The sequence below is a fragment of the Klebsiella sp. HMSC09D12 genome (assembly GCF_001808475.1).
GTDB lineage: Bacteria > Pseudomonadota > Gammaproteobacteria > Enterobacterales > Enterobacteriaceae > Klebsiella > Klebsiella oxytoca.
In genome coordinates this window covers 218,447-239,681 of sequence record NZ_KV793511.1, presented here as the reverse complement: position 1 = coordinate 239,681, position 21,235 = coordinate 218,447, and the positions used below count along the sequence as shown (strand labels likewise).

Annotated in this window: 18 protein-coding genes and 1 pseudogene; 12 read left to right on the top strand and 7 right to left on the bottom strand. The window is 46.5% G+C overall.

The window, feature by feature from the left end; genetic code table 11:
* Positions 1 to 3: 3 nt before the first annotated feature.
* The 3 genes from HMPREF3178_RS28085 to HMPREF3178_RS28075 are packed head-to-tail and all read right to left on the bottom strand — an operon-like array spanning position 4 to position 5,113.
* Complete coding sequence (locus HMPREF3178_RS28085) at positions 4 to 927, bottom strand: acyltransferase (RefSeq protein WP_162680277.1); 924 nt, start codon at positions 925 to 927, stop codon at positions 4 to 6.
* A 38-nt stretch (positions 928 to 965) separates the two neighbouring features.
* A complete protein-coding gene (locus tag HMPREF3178_RS28080) occupies positions 966 to 4,028 on the bottom strand; it encodes an efflux RND transporter permease subunit (protein ID WP_004103532.1) in 3,063 nt (1,020 codons plus the stop codon).
* Entirely contained in the window at positions 4,028 to 5,113 is a 1,086-nt protein-coding gene (locus tag HMPREF3178_RS28075) for an efflux RND transporter periplasmic adaptor subunit (RefSeq protein ID WP_004103530.1), read from the bottom strand. Before HMPREF3178_RS28075 ends, HMPREF3178_RS28080 begins: the two co-directional genes overlap by 1 nt.
* A 538-nt stretch (positions 5,114 to 5,651) precedes the next feature.
* Between HMPREF3178_RS28075 and HMPREF3178_RS28070 the strand changes: the two genes are divergently transcribed.
* The 3 genes from HMPREF3178_RS28070 to HMPREF3178_RS28060 all read left to right on the top strand — a co-directional run bounded on the left by HMPREF3178_RS28070 (position 5,652) and on the right by HMPREF3178_RS28060 (position 10,024).
* Positions 5,652 to 6,083, top strand: a complete 432-nt coding sequence (locus HMPREF3178_RS28070) for a universal stress protein (protein ID WP_004103525.1) — start codon at positions 5,652 to 5,654, stop codon at positions 6,081 to 6,083.
* A 50-nt stretch (positions 6,084 to 6,133) separates the two neighbouring features.
* Complete coding sequence (locus tag HMPREF3178_RS28065) at positions 6,134 to 8,821, top strand: cation-transporting P-type ATPase (protein WP_004103523.1); 2,688 nt, start codon at positions 6,134 to 6,136, stop codon at positions 8,819 to 8,821.
* A gap of 240 nt (positions 8,822 to 9,061) precedes the next feature.
* Positions 9,062 to 10,024: an alpha/beta hydrolase gene (locus HMPREF3178_RS28060; protein ID WP_004113863.1), complete on the top strand. Its 963-nt coding sequence runs from the start codon at positions 9,062 to 9,064 to the stop codon at positions 10,022 to 10,024.
* Between the two features lie 337 nt (positions 10,025 to 10,361).
* Here the strand turns inward: HMPREF3178_RS28060 and HMPREF3178_RS28055 are convergent, their stop codons facing one another.
* Complete coding sequence (locus HMPREF3178_RS28055; RefSeq protein ID WP_017145610.1) at positions 10,362 to 10,769, bottom strand: cupin domain-containing protein; 408 nt, start codon at positions 10,767 to 10,769, stop codon at positions 10,362 to 10,364.
* A 127-nt stretch (positions 10,770 to 10,896) separates the two neighbouring features.
* Between HMPREF3178_RS28055 and HMPREF3178_RS28050 the strand changes: the two genes are divergently transcribed.
* From HMPREF3178_RS28050 to HMPREF3178_RS28020, 7 genes are all read left to right on the top strand, one after another.
* The gene (locus HMPREF3178_RS28050; protein ID WP_017145611.1) at positions 10,897 to 11,823 is read left to right on the top strand and encodes a LysR family transcriptional regulator; all 927 of its coding nucleotides are present in this window, start codon (positions 10,897 to 10,899) and stop codon (positions 11,821 to 11,823) included.
* 460 nt (positions 11,824 to 12,283) lie between these two features.
* Positions 12,284 to 13,147 (top strand): DUF6387 family protein, encoded by an 864-nt coding sequence (locus tag HMPREF3178_RS28045; RefSeq protein WP_004864372.1) that lies wholly within the window; start codon positions 12,284 to 12,286, stop codon positions 13,145 to 13,147.
* A 187-nt stretch (positions 13,148 to 13,334) separates the two neighbouring features.
* Positions 13,335 to 13,553, top strand: coding sequence for a helix-turn-helix transcriptional regulator (locus tag HMPREF3178_RS28040; RefSeq protein ID WP_032737122.1), 219 nt, complete (start codon positions 13,335 to 13,337; stop codon positions 13,551 to 13,553).
* 139 nt (positions 13,554 to 13,692) lie between these two features.
* Positions 13,693 to 14,010 (top strand): hypothetical protein, encoded by a 318-nt coding sequence (locus HMPREF3178_RS28035; protein ID WP_000030115.1) that lies wholly within the window; start codon positions 13,693 to 13,695, stop codon positions 14,008 to 14,010.
* A 65-nt stretch (positions 14,011 to 14,075) separates the two neighbouring features.
* Positions 14,076 to 14,312: a hypothetical protein gene (locus HMPREF3178_RS28030; RefSeq protein ID WP_049100099.1), complete on the top strand. Its 237-nt coding sequence runs from the start codon at positions 14,076 to 14,078 to the stop codon at positions 14,310 to 14,312.
* A 70-nt stretch (positions 14,313 to 14,382) separates the two neighbouring features.
* The gene (locus HMPREF3178_RS28025) at positions 14,383 to 14,679 is read left to right on the top strand and encodes a hypothetical protein (protein ID WP_004864365.1); all 297 of its coding nucleotides are present in this window, start codon (positions 14,383 to 14,385) and stop codon (positions 14,677 to 14,679) included.
* A 62-nt stretch (positions 14,680 to 14,741) separates the two neighbouring features.
* The gene (locus HMPREF3178_RS28020) at positions 14,742 to 14,984 is read left to right on the top strand and encodes an H-NS family histone-like protein (RefSeq protein ID WP_004864362.1); all 243 of its coding nucleotides are present in this window, start codon (positions 14,742 to 14,744) and stop codon (positions 14,982 to 14,984) included.
* Between the two features lie 256 nt (positions 14,985 to 15,240).
* On the opposite strand, the gene HMPREF3178_RS30615 is transcribed toward HMPREF3178_RS28020, so the two are convergent.
* Positions 15,241 to 15,879, bottom strand: coding sequence for a hypothetical protein (locus HMPREF3178_RS30615; RefSeq protein WP_004864361.1), 639 nt, complete (start codon positions 15,877 to 15,879; stop codon positions 15,241 to 15,243).
* Positions 15,876 to 17,858: a DEAD/DEAH box helicase gene (locus HMPREF3178_RS28015; protein WP_004864359.1), complete on the bottom strand. Its 1,983-nt coding sequence runs from the start codon at positions 17,856 to 17,858 to the stop codon at positions 15,876 to 15,878. Before HMPREF3178_RS28015 ends, HMPREF3178_RS30615 begins: the two co-directional genes overlap by 4 nt.
* A 158-nt stretch (positions 17,859 to 18,016) precedes the next feature.
* Between HMPREF3178_RS28015 and HMPREF3178_RS31985 the strand changes: the two are divergent.
* A pseudogene (locus tag HMPREF3178_RS31985) lies at positions 18,017 to 18,472 on the top strand (DDE-type integrase/transposase/recombinase); the annotation flags it as partial.
* Between the two features lie 104 nt (positions 18,473 to 18,576).
* On the opposite strand, the gene HMPREF3178_RS28010 reads toward HMPREF3178_RS31985, so the two are convergent.
* On the bottom strand, positions 18,577 to 19,125 hold the full coding sequence (locus HMPREF3178_RS28010) for a replication/maintenance protein RepL (protein WP_004864357.1): 549 nt from the start codon (positions 19,123 to 19,125) through the stop codon (positions 18,577 to 18,579).
* Positions 19,126 to 20,422: 1,297 nt separating this feature from the next.
* Here HMPREF3178_RS28010 and HMPREF3178_RS28000 point away from each other — a divergent pair.
* Positions 20,423 to 21,187, top strand: coding sequence for a hypothetical protein (locus HMPREF3178_RS28000; protein ID WP_070585644.1), 765 nt, complete (start codon positions 20,423 to 20,425; stop codon positions 21,185 to 21,187).
* Positions 21,188 to 21,235: the final 48 nt, after the last annotated feature.

Sequence of the window (21,235 nt, the reverse complement as noted above, 5' to 3'; positions counted from 1 at the left end):
ACGTCAAATGGTAATCACTTTTTTCACCACCGAATTTGACAGCGCCAGCATTGAAATCAGTACCGAAGTGATAAACGTGAGAACAATCAGCATTAATTTGGTACCCAGTGAGTTAATCGGGATAAATGCAGTGAGCAGGTGAAAAACGGAGTAGTGGAGAATATAGACGCCGGTCATCGTTTTGCTGATGGTGGCGAGAACGGCCTCTTTAAACTCGCTGTTTTTACGAAACCGAACGCCGTTGGCCGCAATCACCAGCGCGACGACCAGAATATAAATTTGTGAACCGGTAAGAATGAAGGCATTTCTGTCGGCCTTAAACAGGGCGAAAAAGAAATGGCGCTCGTAAAACCAGGTGAAAAGATAAATAAACGGGATGGCGATCATCGCCCCTTTAACCACTTTTTCGCGCCTGAGCCAGCCGGCGACGAGCGGATCGCTGAACAGCTGACCGGTCAGATAAAACAGCAGCCATGTCCATAACCGATACTGCGGCGCCAGGCTCAGCGCATGGATATCAGGGTACAGCGCGGACAAAAGATCGTACCCATACGAGAGCAGCAGCAGCGAGAAAACTGCAGCAAAAAACAGTTTACGCCGCTGGCTAAGCCACTCGATGACTGGGTGAAAGGTGTAAATCACGATAAACGCAAAGACAAACCACGGCTGGATAAGATAGCCGCGCTGATAAGGCTCCCACAGATAGTACACCGTCATCCAGAACAGAAAGACGATAACCACGCTTTTGATTTTGCCCATTTGCCACTGCGAATCGTGGCGGGACTGCGAGTCGAGATAACCGGCCACCACAAAAAACAGCGGCGTGGCGATAGTCGAAATAAACGTCAAAAACCCGAGGATCCAGTGATAGTCGTAATCATAGCTATCCCAGGTGTTGTAGATGGTGAAGAAGGTCACCGCCGTCATGCATCCCAGCGTTTTGATAATATTTAACCCGGTACTATTCATGGTTGTCGCTTCATGTCCTTATTGTGGAAACAGGCGTAAATTACCGGCAGAACCAGCAGCGTCAGAATAGTAGCAAAACCCAGACCAAACATGATAACAACCGCCATGCTCTGGAAGAAAACGTCCAGTAGTAAAGGCGCCAGGCCAAGCACGGTGGTAAACGCCGTCAGCAGGATAGGGCGCAAACGCGACGTGGCGGCATAAATAATCGCCTCCTGCTGCTCTTTTTCCTGCTTCTGCTGTTCAATCTCCTCAACCAGCACGATGCCGTTACGGATCAGCATTCCACTCAGGCTGAGCAGACCTATCAGCGCCATAAAACCAAAGGGGATGCCGGTGATTAAGAAGCCCGGCGTTACGCCAATCAGCGCCAGCGGTACGGTCAGCCAGATGGCAATCGCATTTTTCAGCGAACTGAACATCAGTACGGTGATGATAAACATCACCAGGTAACCCAGCGGCAGGGTTGTGAACAGTCCCTGCTGCGCCTCGCTGGAGTTTTCCGCATCACCACCCCACTCGATGCTGTAGCCGTGCGGCAGCACCAGCGCATCGATCTGCGGTTTCACGCGAGAGAGGATATCCCCGGAGGTCTGGTTGCTGAGCGGGTCGGGATCGGTCTGCACCGTCAGCACGCGGCTGCGGTCGCGGCGCAGGATCAGCGGATCCTCCCATTCAAGGTGAAAGCCGCTGACCACGTTACTGAGCGGAATATACTGCTGGCGGCTTTGGCTCCAGACCAGCACGTTATTTAAGTGATTCGCATCCTGGCGCTCGGCGGCGGGTGGGCGGACTATCACCGGCAGCAGGTCGGCACCCTCACGGTACAGTCCCGCGCGGCTGCCGGAGAAGTTCATCTCCAGCGCGTTATCGATATCCTGTTTATCAACGCCCAGTTCGCGCCCAAGGGCGGTGGAGTACTGGGGACGGATAACTTTGCTGCGGTTTTGCCAGTCGTTGCGAACGCCATCGGTGGCCGGGTCTGCAGAGAGGATATCGCCAACCTGGCTGGCGATCAGGCGCAGTCTGTCTGGGTCGGGACCTTTGATCCGCACCTCGATGGCGCTGTCGCCGGAAGGGCCGAACATCACGCGTTTTGTGCTGGCGTTCACCTGCGGATAGTTACGCGCAATATAGCGATCTACATGCTGCGTCAGGGCGGCAATGCTGCGCTGGTCGTCCATTCGCACCATGATCTGCGCATAGTTGCTGTACTGCCGTTGCCCGCTGTAGGTCAGGATAAACCGCATACTGCCCTGGCCGACGGTAGCCACGGTGGTGACGACTCCGGGCTGGCCGTTAATGGCAGTCTCAATATCGCTGGTCATCTTTTCAGTGGTCGCAATATCGGTACCGTAGGGAAGCCAGAGATCGACAAAGAAAATGGGCGTGTTTGAAGAGGGAAAAAAGTTTTGTCGCACCGAACCAAACCCCCAGATAGCGGCGGCCAGCAGCGCCGCCATGACGGTCAGGGTGACGGTTTTGCGCAGCAGAAGGGCCTGCAGAGTCAGCTGATACAGGCGGTAAAAGCGTCCGCCGTACGGGTTGGTATCGGCCTGTGCCACCGGCTGAGATTGAGGCTTAAACAGCCACCACTTAATGAGCACCGGGGTAATGGTCAGCGCCGAGAACCAGCTCAGCATGAGCGAAATCAGCAGTACCTGGAACAGCGATTTACAATATTCCCCGGTCGAGTCCTGCGACAGCCCAATCGGCGCAAAGGCAAGAATCGCAATCACCGTGGCCCCCAGCAGCGGCAGGGCCGAACGGCGAATCACATAATTAATTGCCGTAAGTCGCGTCGATCCCTGCTGGCGGGCGATCAGCACGCCTTCGACGATAACGATAGCGTTATCGACCAGCATGCTCAGGGCGATAATCAATGCCCCCAGCGAAATACGCTGCAGCTCGATCCCCCACAGATACATAATCAGCAGCGTGCCGAGTACGTTGAGCGCCAGCGACAGGGCGATAATAATACCGCTGCGTACGCCCATAAAGATCAGTAGTACGCCAACGACAATCGCCAGCGCCATCAGAAAGTTGGTGATAAAACCGTTGACCGAATGGGCGACTTCCGCCGCCTGATCGTAGAACAGGTCAATGTTGATCCCGGCCGGTTTTTCCGCCGACATCTGCGCCAGTTTGTTTTGCAGCGCACGGCCAACATCAATCACGTTAACCCCGGGGATAAACGACACCCCCATGGTGACCGCCTGGCGACCGTTGGCGTGGTAAATGCTGGAGGGCGTTTCGCTCAGCCCGCGCGAGAGCGTGGCAATATCGCGCAGCCGCGTCGCCGTTCCCGAACCGTGCGGGCTGATTAACAGATCGCCCAGCTCGTCGAGGTTGGCAAACTCGCCCGTGGGATGCAGGCGGATCGATTCGCTGCCGGATTTAATTTCTCCGGCGTTAGAGACGACGTTCAACCGGCTGAGGATCGCCGCCAGCTGGTTGAGCGTAATCCCGCGGGCGGCCATTTTCGCCAATGAGATATCAATGTTGATTTGCTGGGGGATCGCCCCGCCGATGGCGACTTTACCGACGCCGGGCACCAGCACCAGTTCACGGCGCAGCTGCTCGGCATAGCGAACCAGCTCAGGGTTGGTAAAGCTCTCGCCGGAGAGGGCGAAGAAGAAGCCAAAGACATCGCCAAAATCGTCATTCACGAACGGAGAAGCGACGCCGGGCGGGAACTGGCGAGCGGCGTCGCCAACCCGGCGGCGCAGTTCATCCCAGATTTGCGGCAGCTCGCTGGAGTGGTAGTGCGAGGCGATGTTGACGGTAATTTGCGACAGGCCGTTAGAGGAAATGGAGCTGACGTTATCGAGATAGGGCAGCTGCTGCAGCGCGTTCTCCAGCGGCAGGGTGACTTCTTCTTCCACCTGCTGCGCTGAAGCGCCGGGATAATGGGTAACCACCACCGCGGTTTTGATGGTAAACGCCGGATCTTCCAGCCGGCCGATGTTCAGCAGAGCGAAGATCCCGCCGATGCCCAGCAGTAAAATAGTCAGCCAGACGCGGATTGGATTGTTAATAAACTGGCGGGAGATATCCATTACAAACCTCGTTCACGCGTCCAGATTCGAACCGGTTGTTGCGCATGTAATTCGCTGACGCCCGCCGCCACCACGCGTTCGCCGACGCTGAGCCCTTCGGTAATCACCACGCCCTGTGAGGTGATCTGACCCACGCCAACTTTGCGCTCTTCCAGATGGAGCCGATCGCCGCTGCCCTGAACCACCCACACGTGGGGTTCGTTGCGCGGGCGATTATCCGGATTAAACACCGCTTCGACAGGCACCACGACCGCATTTTTGCCGGCGCTGGCGGGCAGGTTCGCCAGATTAACCGTCACCGTTCCGCTCACGCCGCCGACCGAGGGGAAGTCGGCAGGTCGCGGCATGGTCAGTATGATTTGCCAGGTGAGCGTGCTGCTGTCGCTGCTGCCGGTATGTTCTTTGTATTCGGCGGTAAACTGGCGATCCGGCATGGCGTTAATTTTAACCACCGGACGATACTGCGCGTTGCGAATATCCAGCGCAGTAAAGAGGTTTTCCGGAACGCTAAACACCACGTCGAGCAGATCGGTTCGCGTCAGGGTGACAATCGGCTGTCCGGCGGCGACCACCTGATGGTTACGTACCGGAACGTTGGCGGCTACGCCGCTGAACGGTGCGGTTAGCGTCGTTTGCGACAGCTCTTCCCGGGCTATTTTTAGCGCGGCATTAGCGGAGTCGCGGTTGGCTCGCTGGATATCCATTTCCGCTTTTGAAATCGCCTGACGACCGGCCAGGGTCTGGAATCGATCGAATTGCCGCTGGGCGAGGGTGGCGGCGGTTTGCCGCTCATTCACCCGCTGCTGCGCTTCCCGGGCGTTAAGCCGGGCAAGTGTCTGCCCCTGAGTCACATTAGCTCCCTGGCGCACATCAAGAGATTCAATCTGGCCGCCGCGTTTGAAAGAGAGGTCAGTGGAGTCTCCGGACTCAATACGGGCGGGGAATACGCGCTGCTGTGACTCGCCGATAGCCACCACCTCAGCGACCTTAACCATCCGCGGTAACGGCGTAATTTCTGGCGCTTTCCGATCGCAAGCCGTTGTTATTAAAATAACAAGCGGGATGAGAGAAAAATAACGGTTCACTGTATTCCCCTCGAAGTAAAAGGCTATCTTTTACATATTATTCACAATCGCTGTGTTTATTCAGCGAGGGCCGAAACAACCCAATAAGTAATTAACCCGGTAGCCGTACAGGCGATTATTGCCAGGGCAATAAACAGGCTCAGGCGAAACAGACTGTAACCGAACATTGTTCCTCCTTTAGCTCTAATGCTTAGCTAAGTAAATTCTTATCATAATAATTATTGTGGGGCGGCAGAAAGTGAACAAGCCACTGATAATGAGGATAGTCGCAGTAAAACAGAAATGTTAAAAAGAGCAAAAATTACGGTGATGGCGACGATTTTACCGGGTTGGCAGTTGAATTGTCTGGCTGTGCCTGACTCTGTGATATTTTTCAATATATTAATTGGCGGGTTAATCATGTTAACCGTGGTGTGCTACGTTTAATTATACCTACACGTCCAGCAAATTTTGTTCTTGAGATTTCCTCCTCAGTACCAGCGCCAGTGCCTGGGCTGTTTTCACCACCTTTTTTATAGGTAATAAAAGGATTGTCTCTATGTATAAAAATATCCTCGTGCCGGTTGATGTGTTTGAAATCGGTCTGGCGGACAAGGCCTTGTCCCACGCCCAATTCCTAGCACAAAGCTCCTCCGGAAAGATTCATCTTCTTCACGTGATTCCCGCTTTTTCTCCAGTGCTGACGCGCGGCTTTATTTCCGATGCACGGAAAATGGAAGATTATCTGATGAATACTTCTAAGGAAAAGCTGGTTGAACTGGTTAAAAAACTCACGCTGGCGGAAAACGATATGCAGATTCACATTCGCAGCGGCAACATTCGCGATGAAGTGACCAAACTGGCCGATGAGCTGAAGGCGGATGTGGTGATAATCGGCTCGCGTAACCCGAATATTCAGACGCATCTGCTGGGGTCGGAGGCGGCAGGGATCGTTCGCTATGCCCATGTTCCGGTTTTTGTGGTGCGCTAAGGACGGCCTGAGGCTGTCCTGATTTCCGATACAGGAGTGAGGAGATAACTATGAATACAGAAAAACCGGGCGGCCCGTTCTATCAGCTCTCCGTCGAAGAAACCCTGACCAGCACCAACAGTACCCCGGACGGCATCAGCGGTGCTGAAGCGGCAGCGCGCTTGCAGCAGTACGGCGAGAATGCTCTACCGCAAAAAGCAGGAAAGCCGGCATGGCTGCGCTTTCTGGCGCATTTTAACGATGTGCTGATCTATGTGCTGCTGGCGGCGGCGCTGCTGACGGCGGTCATGGGGCACTGGGTGGATACTCTGGTGATCCTGGGCGTGGCGGTGATTAACGCCCTGATCGGCCATATTCAGGAGAGCAACGCGGAAAAATCGCTTCAGAGCATTCGCAACATGCTTTCCAGCGAAGCGGTGGTCGTTCGTCAGGGCAACCATGAAACGATCCCGACAACCGCTCTGGTACCCGGCGATATCGTCGTGATCCGCGCCGGCGATCGCATCCCTGCTGACCTGCGGGTTATCGAAGCGCATAACCTGCGGGTGGAAGAGGCGATTCTGACCGGCGAATCGACGGTGGTGGAGAAAAGCACCGAGGCGCTTAGCGGCGAGCTGCCGCTTGGCGATCGTACCAATCTGCTGTTTTCCGGCACCACGGTGAGTTCGGGCGGCGGAAAAGGCCTGGTGGTGGCCACCGGCGGCGATACCGAGCTGGGTCATATTAACCAGATGATGTCGGATATCGAAAAACACCGAACGCCGCTGCTGGTGCAGATGGATAAGCTCGGTAAAGCCATTTTTATCATCATCCTGGTGATGATGGCCGCGCTGTTTGTCTTTAGCCTGCTGTTCCGCGATATGCCGGTTTCTGAGCTGATGCTGTCGTTGATTAGCCTCGCGGTGGCGTCGGTACCGGAAGGTTTACCGGCAATTATCTCCATTATTCTCTCGCTCGGCGTGCAGACCATGGCCCGTCAGAAGGCGATTATCCGCAAGCTGCCTACGGTGGAAACCCTCGGGGCCATGACGGTGATCTGCTCGGATAAAACCGGCACGCTAACCATGAACGAGATGACGGTGAAAGCCGTGATAACCGCCGATAAAGTTTATCGGGTGGAGGGCGACAGCTACGAGCCGATAGGGAATATTCACCCGATCGATGAGCCTGCGCCGGTAACCGTTGCGCCGGGCACGCTGCTGGAACGTTATCTGCGCACTATCGATCTGTGTAATGACAGTCAGCTTATTAAAGATGAAAGCGGGCTGTGGAAAATTACCGGCGGCCCGACCGAAGGGGCGTTGAAAGTGCTGGCGGCGAAAGTCCCGCTCCCGGCGGTCAGCACTGAGCTGCGCAGCAAAATTCCCTTCGATTCACAGTATAAATATATGTCGACGCTGTACCGCATCGGCGATGAAGAGATGATTTTGATTACCGGCGCGCCCGATGTCCTGTTCCGCCTGTGCCAGCATCAGCAAACCGACCATGGCCTGGAGCCGCTCGACCAGCCTTACTGGGAAGGCAAAATCGAAGAGTATGCGCGGGAAGGGCTGCGGATGGTGGCGGCAGCGTGGAAACCCGCCGCCGACGGTCAAACGGAACTCACCCATCAGGATTTGCAGCAGGGCGTCATTCTGCTCGGGATTGCCGGGATGATGGATCCGCCGCGGCCGGAGGCGATTACGGCCATCGGCGACTGCCTGCAGGCGGGGATCCGCGTGAAGATGATCACCGGCGACCATCCGCAAACCGCGATGAGTATCGGCAAGATGCTGGGGATTGGCAATGCGGAAAACGCCATTACCGGCAGAGAGCTGGAGGTGATGGACGACATTCAGCTCAGCGAAGCCGCGCAGAAATTCGATATCTTTGCGCGTACCAGCCCGGAGGATAAATTCCGCCTGGTGCAGGCGCTGCAAAGCAAAAAAGAGGTGGTCGGGATGACCGGCGACGGGGTGAACGACGCCCCGGCGCTGAAGCAGGCCGATGTCGGTATTGCGATGGGGATTAAGGGCACCGAAGTGACCAAAGAGGCCGCAGATATGGTGCTGACCGATGATAACTTCGCCACCATTGCCAGCGCCGTCAGGGAAGGCCGCCGAGTGTACGATAACCTGAAAAAGACCATCCTCTTTATTATGCCGACCAACCTCGCGCAGGGGTTGTTGATTATTATTGCGCTACTGGCGGGAAATTTAATTCCGCTGACGCCGGTGCTGATCCTGTGGATGAACATGGCGACCTCCGCCACGCTGTCGTTTGGTCTCGCTTTTGAGGCAGGTGAGAAGAACATCATGCGCCGGCCGCCGCGCGACCCTAAGCTGCACGTGATGGACGGCTTTGCTATCTGGCGGGTGATTTTTGTCGGGTCGATGATTGCCGTCAGCGCCTTTGTTCTTGAAGCCTGGCTACAGCCGCGCGGCTATTCGCCTGAGTTTATTCGTACGGTGCTGTTACAGACGCTGGTTACTGCTCAGTGGTTCTATATGCTCAACTGTCGCGTGGCGGATGGCTTCTCGCTGAGTAAAGGATTGCTGGCGAACCGGGGGATCTGGATTGTCAGCGGCGTGCTGCTGGTGCTGCAGCTGCTGATTATCTATGCGCCATTTATGCAGATGCTGTTTGGCACCGAAGCGCTGCCGTTCCGCTACTGGGTTATCACTTTTATTATCGGTTTTGTGATGTTCCTGATTGTGGAAGTCGAGAAGCCGCTGACCCGGAGATGGCGTACGGCCTGATATTGACCAGAAAGCAGCACTCTCGGTATCCCGGCTCAGTGCGGCGCGAGCCGGGATATTCCCGAATGGCGGCTATCGCCTTAGCCGAATGACAAAACTGTCCGGGTGCCCGATGATGTGATGACTGGCTATCCCGGGCAGGCACAACGCTGCGCCTGCGAGGCTAATCGCGTAGCTTGCAATTGAGATTGATATTAGCAATCATTATCAATAACGATAATGTGCCGGAAAAATTAACCGATGTCGCTTCGCAACTCTTGTTTCGCTTATCCGCCGAAAGGGCGGATTTTTATCGCCGCGCTGGTTACCACCTTGTATGCACTTAACGCTTACGCCAAACCCGATATGAGCCCGCTGGGGCCGAATATCGCCGATCGCGGTTCTGCGTATTATCATTTCAACGTCACGACCTTCGATTCCTCCGATGGTGAACGACATTATAAGGTCTGGACGGCGATACCGAATACGGCGCCGCCCGCGCAGGGGTATCCGGTTGTGTACGCCCTGGACGGCAACGCGGTGATGGACCGGTTGTCCGACACGCTGCTCGAAAAGCTGACGCAAAAAGCGCCGCCCGTCATTGTGGCCATTGGCTATCAAACGAATTTGCCCTTCGATCAAACTGCCCGAGCCTATGACTATCGGCCGAAAGTCGAAGAGGATCCCGCCGATAACCGCTGGGATCGGCGGAAAAGCGGCGGTAGCGGGGCGTTTCGCCGCCTCTTAGAGGATACCATTATGGAAAAAGTTGAGCGTGGGATCGCTATCAACCCTCAGCGACGGGCTATCTGGGGGCACTCCTACGGTGGATTATTTGTTATTGATGCCTGGCTGACGTCATCCCGCTTTCAGCTCTATTTCTCTGCCAGTCCTTCTCTGGGAAGAGGCCAAGCCGCGCTGTTAGACAGAATGGCCGGAGCAAAAGGCGAGGCGTTTAATCGGAACGCCTTATTCCTGATGGAGGGCGCGGTTGCGACGCAGCGCGGTTCTTCCGCCGGGGCAGTGGATACGCGCAGTAAAGTTCAGCAGACGGTTTCCCGGCTCAGGAAAAATGGCGTTGCGGTCAACTGGTGGCCTTATCCCGGCCTGTCGCACGGGGCAATGTTCAGTGCCTCGTTGCAAAGCGCGCTGCTGACGATAAGCGGGACCGAGAATAACCAGGCGTTACTGCAGATAAAACAGCCTGCTGTTGAGCAGAGATGACAAACCTGTTTGAGCTATTCAGGCCACACATCTGCCGGGTGGCGACTTAACCGGCTTACGAAAACCGGCAATTTCACCATGGGCTCAATCTCGCAAATCTGCGGATTCGCTATCATCTGTCGATTCACATCGCCAACTTAGGCTTACCGGGTTGTGACGATAGGCCGCCAGCTTTGCGCACATCCCACTGCTGCTGTTATTGGCCGCGCTTACCACGCCGGTGGTAGCGCCGCCAACCTGGAATAGCGCTGAGGCTTTATTTAATTAGCGGAGGAAATTTACCCGAGCGAACCAGCAGAGTTTAGTCATGAATAGGCAAACTCTACAGTTTCGTTGCTTAAGGCAGTTGGCGGTAGGCTTCGTCGGTCACCGGCTCCAGCCATTCGTTAGATGCGCCTTCGGCAGGGACGGCAACGGCAATATGGGCAAACCAGCTGTCGGCGGCCGCGCCGTGCCAATGCTTGACGCCTGCGGGAATATTCACAATATCGCCCGCGGTTAGTTCTCGCGCCGGTTGATTCCACTCCTGATACCAGCCGCGTCCGCCCGTCACCAACAGGATCTGCCCGCCTTTATGGTGAATATGCCAGTGGTTACGGCAGCCGGGCTCAAAGACCACGTTACCGATATTGACCCCTTCCGTGGAGAGCATATTCAGGTAGCTGGTGCCCTGAAAATACTGCGCATAGGCCTCATTTTTCTCCCCTTTGGGAAAAATGCCGTTACCGTCAAATTGTTCGTTCATGGTGTCTCCACATTTCAGTTTCGGGCGTTTAAGCAGCCCATCTGGACTGGCAGAACAAAGTGTAGAGAAGGTTTGATTAAATGATAAGATGGTCAAATATGAATACACTGGTGCAAAAAATTCACCAATGATGAGCAAAGAAAAACTCAACGATCTGCAGGCCTTTGTCACCGTAGCTCAGGAGCGAAGTTTTACCCGGGCGGCTGCAATGCTGGGGGTTTCCCGCTCGGCATTGAGCCATACGCTGCTGGGTCTGGAAGAGCGTCTGGGGGTGCGGTTGTTAATCCGCACCACGCGTAGCGTGTCGCCCACCGATGCCGGAAATCGCCTGCTGGCCGTACTGGCGCCGCGGCTGAATGAAATAGAAAATGAACTGGCTTCGCTGCGCGCTTCACGGGATAAACCCGCCGGCACGGTACGCATCACCGCCAACGATCATGCCATTGTCACCGTGCTGTGGCCCCGCCTGCATCCATTATTAAATCGATATCCGGATATCCATATTGAGTTCAGCGTTGGCTATGAGCTGACCGATATTGCCGCCGGGCGCTTCGATGCCGGCGTGCGGATGGGCGATCAGGTGGACAAAGATATGATTGCGGTGCGCATTACGCCCGATGTGCAGATGGCGGTGGTTGCCGCGCCCGGCTATCTTTCCGGCAAAGCGGCGGTGGCAAGGCCTGAAGATCTGATGGCACACAACTGCATCAATTTGCGTTTGCCCACCCACGGCGCGCTTTACGCCTGGGAGTTTGCAAAGGGCAGCCAAAAAACCAGCGTTCGCGTCGAAGGGCAAACCGTTTTTAATAATACCTTTTTGATGATTCAGGCCGCTTTGGACGGGGCAGGGATTGCCTATGTTCCTCACGACCTGGCGGCAAAATATATCGCTAACCGACAACTGGTGCCGCTGCTGGCCGATTGGTGCCCGGTTTTCCCGGGGTACTATCTTTATTATTCTGGCCGGAATCATCTTCCGACGGCGTTTACGCTGGTGGTTGACGCCCTGCGCTGGCACGCAGAGGGTAAATTGCGCAGCAAAAGGGTGAAGTAAGACGGGGTTATTGCCAGAAAAGCAAAAAGCCTGCTTGAAAGCAGGCTTTTTAGAATTTGGCTCCTCTGACTGGACTCGAACTTCATCTGTATCTCCTGTTATTACTGGCTTTGTTTAAATTAAATATATTTTTACCAACATATTTACCATCATTATTGCTTTCTTATCAATAAAATGTCAATTAAAATCAATTTGTTGTTGCCATAACCATCTAACTATACGAACCTTGTTTGATTATAATTATCAACATAATGTTGTCGTTATTTTTATTAAATTAATTGATATAAAACAATTATTTATTTTTTATTAAAGAAATAATGTTTAGTCAAGATGAACGCTCTTACATCCAAGAACACTTCTCTGCTCTCCCACCATTTTGAAAACCCGCCCCTCTTTTTCACTTTCTCTATCATGTTGAATGGGTTAACTTTTATGAAACATAAAAGCAATTGGTAGAACAATGACTACACAAAAGGAAATGGAAGAAATCAGGACTGCGTTATCTTGGTTTGATGTACGCCGATATGATGGCCTGAAAGACCTCACCCTAGAACAAATCTATGCTGAGCTTGAAAGACGGATGCTTGCTTACAAAACGAGGCAACAATGGGAAACAGCAGGCAAAAGTAATCAAATGCAAGCGATATACCATGATGCCAAAATCCGATGCGGTGATGTGATACTTACATCGGACTGGATTTCAGACAATCACAGACTGTCACATAGCTATGCTGTCAGGCCGATGACCAGAGGCGCATTGTTCAACTATGGGCGGGCTATGTATCGGCTGGAGACTTCAGAGCAAACAGACCCTGTTGCAGTGAGTTCGGACTACATCTCTGAGTATCTGAAACAGGGAGGGATGAACCCGGCTAACAAGATGCTGATTGAAATTGACTTGGAAGAAGCCAGCAGTGACGATCTTGCAGAACATCTGAAAGTACTGATTGCTCTATGGCAAAAGCACCTAAAAACGCCTAAGCCACCTAAACGAAGGTTTCGGTTTGGTCATAAGACCTTTGAAAGGATACTTGATTACAAAGTCATCCCTTTGATGGATTTAATCTCATGGGAACAGCTCTATAACGAAGGTAAGAACATACCTTTCAACATCTTAGCTGACATTCTACATGGTACTGGTGGGGTTCGCAGCCGTGATAACATCAAAGATACTGATTATGATTACGCGAAAAGTTATCTCGATAAGGATGAGTACTTTAAGGTTTTAAATGATTTCTATATTAAAAACAATATGTTAAAGGATTGGAAGATCTCTGAAATTATTACATTTAACGATAAAGTTATGGATAAAAACAAAAAGTAAACACAAGGGATGTTCACAATCTGCGAACGTCCCTATAAAGAGTATCCCGCCAAAAATTTCCGCGAAACTCACGGTTAGCGAACGTCCCTAGTTTATAACCAGCCAAAATCCTAGAATTATCTCCATCGAACAACATACTAAAAAACGAAATATCCAAGATATTACGTAAAAAAAACAGGAGATAAATATGGTTCAAATCAAAACAGATAAACATCCCAAGCTTATTCGTTTACCTGAGGTAATGAATAGAACTGGATTCGGGAAAACATGGATATATGAGCTTATTAAAACAGGTTGCTTTCCCGCACAGATAAAAACAGGTGTAAGAGCAATCGCCTTTATTGAAAGTGAGGTAGATGCGTGGATTGAACGGGCTATTCAGGCATCACGAAAACAAGCAGTTTAACAAATATCATCCATGTAATGATCTAAGGAGGTTTTATGTAAACATAAGAAAATAAAACTGTTGTAAATAATATCCCTTACCAAAATCATACAGATTTCTGTAGGGGGGCGTTCACTTAAAAATAAAGAAGGAAATAAAAATGAGTAAAGCGATAACAGAAGTCCACGAAATCAAAGTCTACAATGAATCAACCAGATTATTCCTTGTGAAGTCATTTTATTGCTATGAGCTTTATATCAGTAATATGCAGGAATACATGGGCGATAGATTTGTTAAAATGGTTGAAGACAGAATATATATGGATGATGTTTTTGACAAGGTAATAGAAAACAGTAAGGAAGGATTTAATAAGTTTCTTAAGGAGTGTAAAAGCTCAGGCTCTCTCAGAGATGTTTTATTCGATGAGGTCAAAGTGAATCTGAGGCATATGCACAACGTTATTTTTAACTCAAACTAATGGTCATGTGATCAGTATATGGCCCCGCAAGGGGCTAATAATCAACTCAATAAAGGAACATTTAAATGAATGATAATATTGCAATATCAGTAAGTCTGCTATGTGAGCAAACACCTGAAATACTCTGCACCATCCAAGCAAGCGTCAGTACGTTCATTGCGCTATGCGGGTATTCAGCCGAGGAAGTAATGGATGATGAAAACCTGACAGATACGTTGAACAGTTATGTTAATAACGAACTGGTAAGTGAAATGGATTTAAAGTACGGATCAGTGATTATTAATCTGGTTTATAAAAAATAGTTGTCTGTTTATCCCCATTCCGGGAATGAATATAAAAAATCAAACAAACATGTAAAAATGAGGATTAATTATGCCTAAAGAAACTGTAGTAACAAATAAGTCTACACAGCTGTTCCTTGATCTTGCTATAAGATCATTGGAGGCAAGCTGGAAGCTTTTTCAGGAAGTGAATGGAGATGGAGACGCTAATGACTATCTTGATGATCCTGATTTCATGAGTCCATTTATTATGAACATCATTGACCATATTCAGAATAACTTTGAGAGATTTACAACCCAAGAAGGTGATAGTGGGAGTATTAATGAAGTTAACTTCGAGCAGATTGCTGTTGTGTTGGTGTGCCATTCAGAACGATTCAGGAAATGAGTTCTAAAAGTTGCCCCGCGAGGGGCTAACTAAAAAACAGTAAATAAAAACAGGAGCTAAAAATGATTGATGAATTTCATGTGTTGTATATGTATAAAAAAATCCAAGCCGAAGCTGCGGCAACAGATATGAAAACACTGGAACGGTTTTTGAATAAGTTCCGCAAAGTTGTTGCGGAGCGCCGGGAAGAATACTATCAGGAGATTGGTGAGAAAAAGGCTCAGAATTTGAGGGCTAAGAGATTACAAAAGTTGCTTGAGAAAATGGCGTGTAACCGGGTTTCTCCAGAAGATCTACAGGAATGACTATTTGAGTTTTTTTGATACACATACATAAAAAAGATAATCTTTATTGTCTATTGTGATTTTTATCGATAGTTAGGTGAGTGAAGTAAAACTGTGTGAGCTTTGAAACTAAAAAAGAACGCACCATCATTGCTATTATGGAAGGCAAGAATATATAGCATAGTAATTACGCTCCTTCTTTGCTATACGTCGTATGGAGAGCTGGATTCAAGATACTAGCCATGTGAAATCCAGCTCTTTCAGTTTTAGAAAAAAGTTAAGTTAAATATGGACGATCTTTATTTACATCAAACAAGTCAAAAAAGAAGTCCGAATTTATTAAATTAGGATGACCAAGCTTGACGCTTGAAGAATTTGTACAAAAAAAATCAAAATGGTACCGTGGGTGTATCCTTGCATTTTCATTGACAGGATCATCGTCAAATCTAAAATAACCATGATCTTTTAATAATAGATGTGAAAAAATGTCGGCATATATAGTGCAATCCAATCCCTCCAAGCCAAAACTATTATTCAATGATAAAGCAATATCATCATGACAGTAAACATTTGATGTGGCTGTTTCAAGAGCATTCTTCATATAAGAAATGAACGCAGCATCAATTGTAATACCATAATCATCAAGATGTGCGGATAAATTATATCCATAATCTATAAGTTGAAATGGAAAACTCATAGTAAAAAAACCGTCATTTTTTTTTACTAAAATACGGTTTATACCAGAGGTCAAAATGGCAATATCAAAATCCAGTCCATTGCTCTCCCGATGAACTTGACAATGATTTATGATATTTACTACACATAATAAATTTTCTAGATTACTAAATGAATCTCTTACGGCTACAAAACTATTTATAAGATAATTGGGTACATCTTTATAGTAAAAAGTTGTCATAGCTTTTTAGTCCTTGGGTACTCTAATTCTATAAGACCATTAATATATTCTGCGTCATAATCCTCATCTTCGCTCAACATGCTTTTAACTCTACCAATAAGTTTTGCAATATGTCTTGGTGTGGCACCCCGGCTCTTACAAAAACTCTTGACTAAGCCTTCTACAGATACTGCTTCATCAAGGACTATAAAATCATTTTGTTTTTCGATTTCTTCTTGAGAAGGCTTTCTAACATCCATTTTATTATTTTTTATAAGGTAATCTAACCCTTGTGTAATACTATTAATTACTGGCGAATCAGCGGATTCATTCAAAATTAAATGACTTTCAATAAATGAGCGAGCCATCATAGTATATAGGGCATTTCTAAATGATGAGTTACGAGTTAATGCCTTTGCGAAGCAGATGACAAATGGAAATTCTAAACCTTTTGCATTATTTATATTAGATATGAAGAACTTATTTGCATCCCGAGCTTTGCTCTCAAAAGATACGTTTGTCTCCCAACCGAAAGTGGACTCAATTTTAGGCACAAGCCTATCAATTTCGTCATAAATATATCCTCCTCTATCAAGGAATATTACCGCAATATCTCCTTGCTGAAGTGTGGGATGTCTGCGCTTAATATTATGAATTAAGTCTATTATTTTATCAGAAATATTATTCCCACTGTCAATTAAGTGAAGCGAGGTGCTTTCATAATCTACAGGAATATCTTCAAATCTCCTAAGTGGATCTCTTGATAATAGCACACGATCATTCTTTTCTTGATATGTGTAACCGCAAGAATCCCACTCTGGATTTTTTAACCAACGAAGAACTGGTGTTTCGTATAGTCCCATTCCTAATGCATGCGAGAACATTAAGTTTTTTGGGTCTGTCCTATAACATTTTTTGAGTACCATATCTGCGCGGTTAACATTCTCGGCGATAGGCATGAAAATATTTTGGAAAACATCCCCAGCGACAAATACTTTCTTTTCTGTAACCAATTCACATAATTCAATAAAGCTCTGTGGGAAATCTTGGCTTTCATCCACAAAAATATAATCAAATGCTTTTTTCTTTTCCCAGTTTGATTTTTTAATTTCTTCAATTGCTCTTTTGCAAAGCCCTTCAAAAGTGCCTGATGAATATGTCCCGAAAGCGAGGTTGTAATAGTGGCATATATAACGATACATTCCTGAAAATGGATCTCTACTACTACCCCAAGAGTGAAAACAAAATAATTTATTATTCCAATCTATTTGTCTTTCTACCCTCATGAAGTCAAAAAAATCGGGGATTCTGCTTTTCATTGACGAAGCAAGTATTTTATTGAAACAAGTAAAAGCAATTCTTGCTTCGCTATTCTTTGAGTAAACTTCTTTGAGTTTGTGCAATAATAGTTCTGTTTTACCAGAGCCTGCAAGCCCTTGTATTACGAATTTTTTTCCTATGCCGGATTTAAATACAAAACTAGTTTGATCTGTATCGAAAAGTATTATTTTTGACTTAACTGAGTCAAGGATGTTATTTGCATTTAGATCAATGCGAGACATATCATTAATGCTACCAACAATAAGTGATATGATTAAATCAACAATCCGAGACTCTTTTGTATCAAGGGTTAAATCATCGAAAGAAAAATCATTTTCATTCACAGATATGAAAAGATCTTGCCATTTCTTCTTTCTACCTATTTTTTCTCGATATTTAAATTTTTCAGATAAATAGGCTACATCTTCCAAAAATTCGTCGATATATTCTTCAAAGTTTTCTTCATCGTCATCTAGATTTATGAAGCAAGGTTTGATGCCAGCAGAGAAGATGACGATTGCATTGTTATAGTCATAATGTGAATCATCTTTAGACAGTGGTCTGCGAAGGACAAATGTTTGCTTTGTATTATGCTCAGCATATTCATCTATAATTTTCTTTAATTCAGATTTTTCGACTAGCTCAAGGGCATCATCTGCATAGTAACAGTAATTTGACATAGTCCACCTGCTTGAAGTTACTCATATCACCACTGTTTCATGTCGAATCAATGGCAGACTTGTAAAAAACAACATTTAAATACGAATAGTTTATATCTTTTCATAGTTTAATCTAAGTATCTATACCTTACATCTTTCGAGTTACAGGAAGGCGGCAAAGGAGTGAATCCCGATGGAGGCTGGCGGTGCTCATCGACCTGAGTTCGCGGGTGGTTATAGGCTAGTTGATGTTGTCGTGAATGACGACACGACTGGCGTGTGATGCTCTGTAAATGGCACTGTGGCGACGTAAGCGCCCGGAAAAGCGGACCGTGGTGGACAGTACAGCTCTGCGGATTATCGTGCACTGCTGAAATGGCGTAATCTACGTGGACAGAGGTTGCTGCTACCATAATGACTGTGCGGAAAACTTCTTATACTCGTTGAAGGCGGAATGTATCCACGGTTTACGCTTTACGAGCTGGGATATGATGCGAGCGACAGTGTTTAGTTACCTCGTGGGTGATAACAATCGCTGGCGTAGACACAGTGCCTGTAGTGACCTCAGTCCTGAACAATTACTTCGCTTAGGACCGTGTCTATATAACGTTGATAGGATCAAACTGTGGAGATAAACCACATTAATATTTGCTATCAGTTATCCAAAAGGCAGGGCATACAACAACACTAAATCACCTTACAACCTCATCTAGCATTGACTTTATGTGGCTTTCATTATTTATTTTATTTTTGTGGTTTTATCTTTTAAATAGTATGTCTTCATAAAGGTCAAGCGATCACCATTAAACATATAGTCCGGGTTAATAAAGTAATAGTTCTGTATCATGGTCTCTGCGATAAACTTCTTGTCAGCAAGTTCTTTCATGCCTTTGAAATATGTTGTTCTGGATATTTTTACGACATCTTGATCAACAATATCGTATGACATCAAGATAGTGTCAGTATCCTTATTATCTCTGATAGCAAGATAAAGGATCTTGAAAACTTTTTTACCCGATGAAGACAGTCCTTCAATAGCAGATACTCCGTCAACATAAAGTTTCACGAACTGTGTCTTATCTACCTCCATAGCCTGAAAAAAACCGCCATTACCAACTTGCTCTCCCGTATTTTCATTCACTAATGCTAATCGATCTTTTCCTGTTGTAATACGTCTGACGCCAGTTTTTGTATGTAGACTCGTATCATTAAGAAATGGGTTTTTAAGATGACGTGGGAGACCTCTTCTTGATTTCTTTACTTCAGTTTGTATCTTATTTTCTATCATGGTATTTACTCCTTTGTTTTTTTAGTTATACATTTAAGTAAATACTATATTTTGTGTGCAAGTCAATACTTAAAGTTTATATTTTTAAAAATAACTAACACTTTATGTTTTTACTTATGGAACTTGTAGTGCTACAGAGTATATATAAATAACACTTTATCATTTTTATTTGAGAATACTTATCAACTTAAGTACCGGGATTCGGGACTTTAACTCCCGGATGTCGGTACTTGGTTTTAAGCTATAGCTGGCCTGAAAACATTTTTCTTCTTCATTATTCAATTAGCGAAGCTGAGAACAACTATGTAGAGGTATTTTAGGGGTACAGTTTTACTTTTTATTGCATTGGTTTCTTTTCTACAATGAACCTGTTTTATAAGTTGCTATCATTTTTCTGGGTTTTATATTTCAGCGAAGTGATTGTTTTAAACAATCACTAAGCGCTGCTGTTATTGGGAATGTTTGATTGATTTTACTTCAACTTTATATGCGTCTACGACGCGATTTTTTTGGATAAATCCATCATTAACAGGGATGAACCCTGTTCCAGCAATGTGATTGTCTTGAACAATCACTAAGTGCTGCTACTGAAAATATAATTTTCCTATTCGTTTAAGGGAAAATGCTATACGTTATTGCGGTAATGCTATGTTCAAATATAGGATCAATTTTGTTTTTTGTGATGAAATGATCTGGAAAAGATCTTTCCTCTTTTTTCTATCAATATTAATAAGACACCTCATCAAGATAAAAATACATATTTCTGAGTTAGGGCGTAGCCGTGCGTCAGCACATGAGCTTCAGCTCATAGATGGTGGTGATTTTCAAATAAGGATTTTAATGAAGTAAAAAGGAAAACTTTGCAATAAAAAATAAAAATCGTACTCGGAAATGGCTAATCACTTTAACGTTGAAACCCCATACGGCGATCATAAAAATCGCCCGGTTTCTTTTAATCCTCTTAAGTATTATCTCTTACTTCTTGCAAAATTAAATTCATGAAAAATCGACCTGTAGCCCTTGCGGTATAAGGCTTATGACGAAAATTTGCGACTGACTGTACGGTCAGTGTTCCTGACTCTATAGTCAGTATTCCTGACTGTACGGTGAGCTTTCCTGACTTTGCAGTCAGTTTCTATGTCATTTTATAGATTAAAAATGACAGTGCTTTAAAATATAGTCACTGGAATGCTTGCGTTTTTTAAAATATTTTCGCAGAAAAATATGCAAAAAAACTTGATATCTATTTTGTGCATGGTATTTAATTAGAAATAAAACAATAAGAGGTAATGTCGTGATGAATGAAATAGAAGTTGATTTAGATTTAGGCTTGAATCCTTTTTGCTTTGAAACAGAGATAAAGATTGAAACAAGAAAAAGAAATCTGACTGTTTCAAGGGGGACAGAACTTATTGAAAGGAAGGATACCAGCAAAACCTATTTTGCCAATATAGTACATACACAAGAGGTAGACAAAGAAGAGTTCATTAAGCTCTACACCTCCCAGATAAAAGCGTATTTTGATTTAACGAAAACAGCGTACAAAGTCTTTTTCATATTTCTCCGTATCTATCAGGATGCGATAGGAAAAGATCACTTCTACCTAAGTTGTAAAAAAGCGATGTCGCTTGCAGAAAAGATAGATCACTTCATCCTGTCTGAATCTATTTTTTACAGAGGCATAAAAGAACTCATTGAAAAACGTATTATTGCTAAAACCAATGAAAAAAACTGGTATTTTATAAACCCTGCTATTGTGTTTAATGGGGATCGTGCTCGCTTTGTTTCAGAGATTATAAAAAAGAAAGAAGTAATGGAAGAACAACCCGAAAGCGTTGCCAGTACTGAACGAAGAAATAAAAATATTAAAGAAGAAGGTATAACTATTGAGGCAGTCATAGAAGACGTAAATAGCCAAGAAGATATAGATTTGTTAATCGCAAGATTACAGGCTAAAAAGCACCAAGGAGCGATGATGAGTAAAAGCATGGGAAGATGTAGCACTGTTGAGGCAGCATCTCTTTTACCACCAGAAGAACCATTAGATTGGGATAATATTTAAAGATATTTACAAAGATGATGTTTCGTGATTAAGTAAATAAGATGAGCG

What these genes read in the sequence shown, in the direction of transcription:
- HMPREF3178_RS28055 (WP_017145610.1), bottom strand. Translation starts at nt 10,769, where the DNA reads ATGAACGAACAATTTGACGGTAACGGCATTTTTCCCAAAGGGGAGAAA.
- HMPREF3178_RS28060 (WP_004113863.1), top strand. Translation starts at nt 9,062, where the DNA reads ATGTCGCTTCGCAACTCTTGTTTCGCTTATCCGCCGAAAGGGCGGATT.
- HMPREF3178_RS28025 (WP_004864365.1), top strand. Translation starts at nt 14,383, where the DNA reads ATGCCTAAAGAAACTGTAGTAACAAATAAGTCTACACAGCTGTTCCTT.
- HMPREF3178_RS28000 (WP_070585644.1), top strand. Translation starts at nt 20,423, where the DNA reads ATGAATGAAATAGAAGTTGATTTAGATTTAGGCTTGAATCCTTTTTGC.
- HMPREF3178_RS28035 (WP_000030115.1), top strand. Translation starts at nt 13,693, where the DNA reads ATGAGTAAAGCGATAACAGAAGTCCACGAAATCAAAGTCTACAATGAA.
- HMPREF3178_RS28050 (WP_017145611.1), top strand. Translation starts at nt 10,897, where the DNA reads ATGATGAGCAAAGAAAAACTCAACGATCTGCAGGCCTTTGTCACCGTA.
- HMPREF3178_RS28015 (WP_004864359.1), bottom strand. Translation starts at nt 17,858, where the DNA reads ATGTCAAATTACTGTTACTATGCAGATGATGCCCTTGAGCTAGTCGAA.
- HMPREF3178_RS30615 (WP_004864361.1), bottom strand. Translation starts at nt 15,879, where the DNA reads ATGACAACTTTTTACTATAAAGATGTACCCAATTATCTTATAAATAGT.
- HMPREF3178_RS28010 (WP_004864357.1), bottom strand. Translation starts at nt 19,125, where the DNA reads ATGATAGAAAATAAGATACAAACTGAAGTAAAGAAATCAAGAAGAGGT.
- HMPREF3178_RS28030 (WP_049100099.1), top strand. Translation starts at nt 14,076, where the DNA reads ATGAATGATAATATTGCAATATCAGTAAGTCTGCTATGTGAGCAAACA.
- HMPREF3178_RS28045 (WP_004864372.1), top strand. Translation starts at nt 12,284, where the DNA reads ATGACTACACAAAAGGAAATGGAAGAAATCAGGACTGCGTTATCTTGG.
- HMPREF3178_RS28020 (WP_004864362.1), top strand. Translation starts at nt 14,742, where the DNA reads ATGATTGATGAATTTCATGTGTTGTATATGTATAAAAAAATCCAAGCC.
- HMPREF3178_RS28080 (WP_004103532.1), bottom strand. Translation starts at nt 4,028, where the DNA reads ATGGATATCTCCCGCCAGTTTATTAACAATCCAATCCGCGTCTGGCTG.
- HMPREF3178_RS28085 (WP_162680277.1), bottom strand. Translation starts at nt 927, where the DNA reads ATGACGGCGGTGACCTTCTTCACCATCTACAACACCTGGGATAGCTAT.
- HMPREF3178_RS28065 (WP_004103523.1), top strand. Translation starts at nt 6,134, where the DNA reads ATGAATACAGAAAAACCGGGCGGCCCGTTCTATCAGCTCTCCGTCGAA.
- HMPREF3178_RS28070 (WP_004103525.1), top strand. Translation starts at nt 5,652, where the DNA reads ATGTATAAAAATATCCTCGTGCCGGTTGATGTGTTTGAAATCGGTCTG.
- HMPREF3178_RS28040 (WP_032737122.1), top strand. Translation starts at nt 13,335, where the DNA reads ATGGTTCAAATCAAAACAGATAAACATCCCAAGCTTATTCGTTTACCT.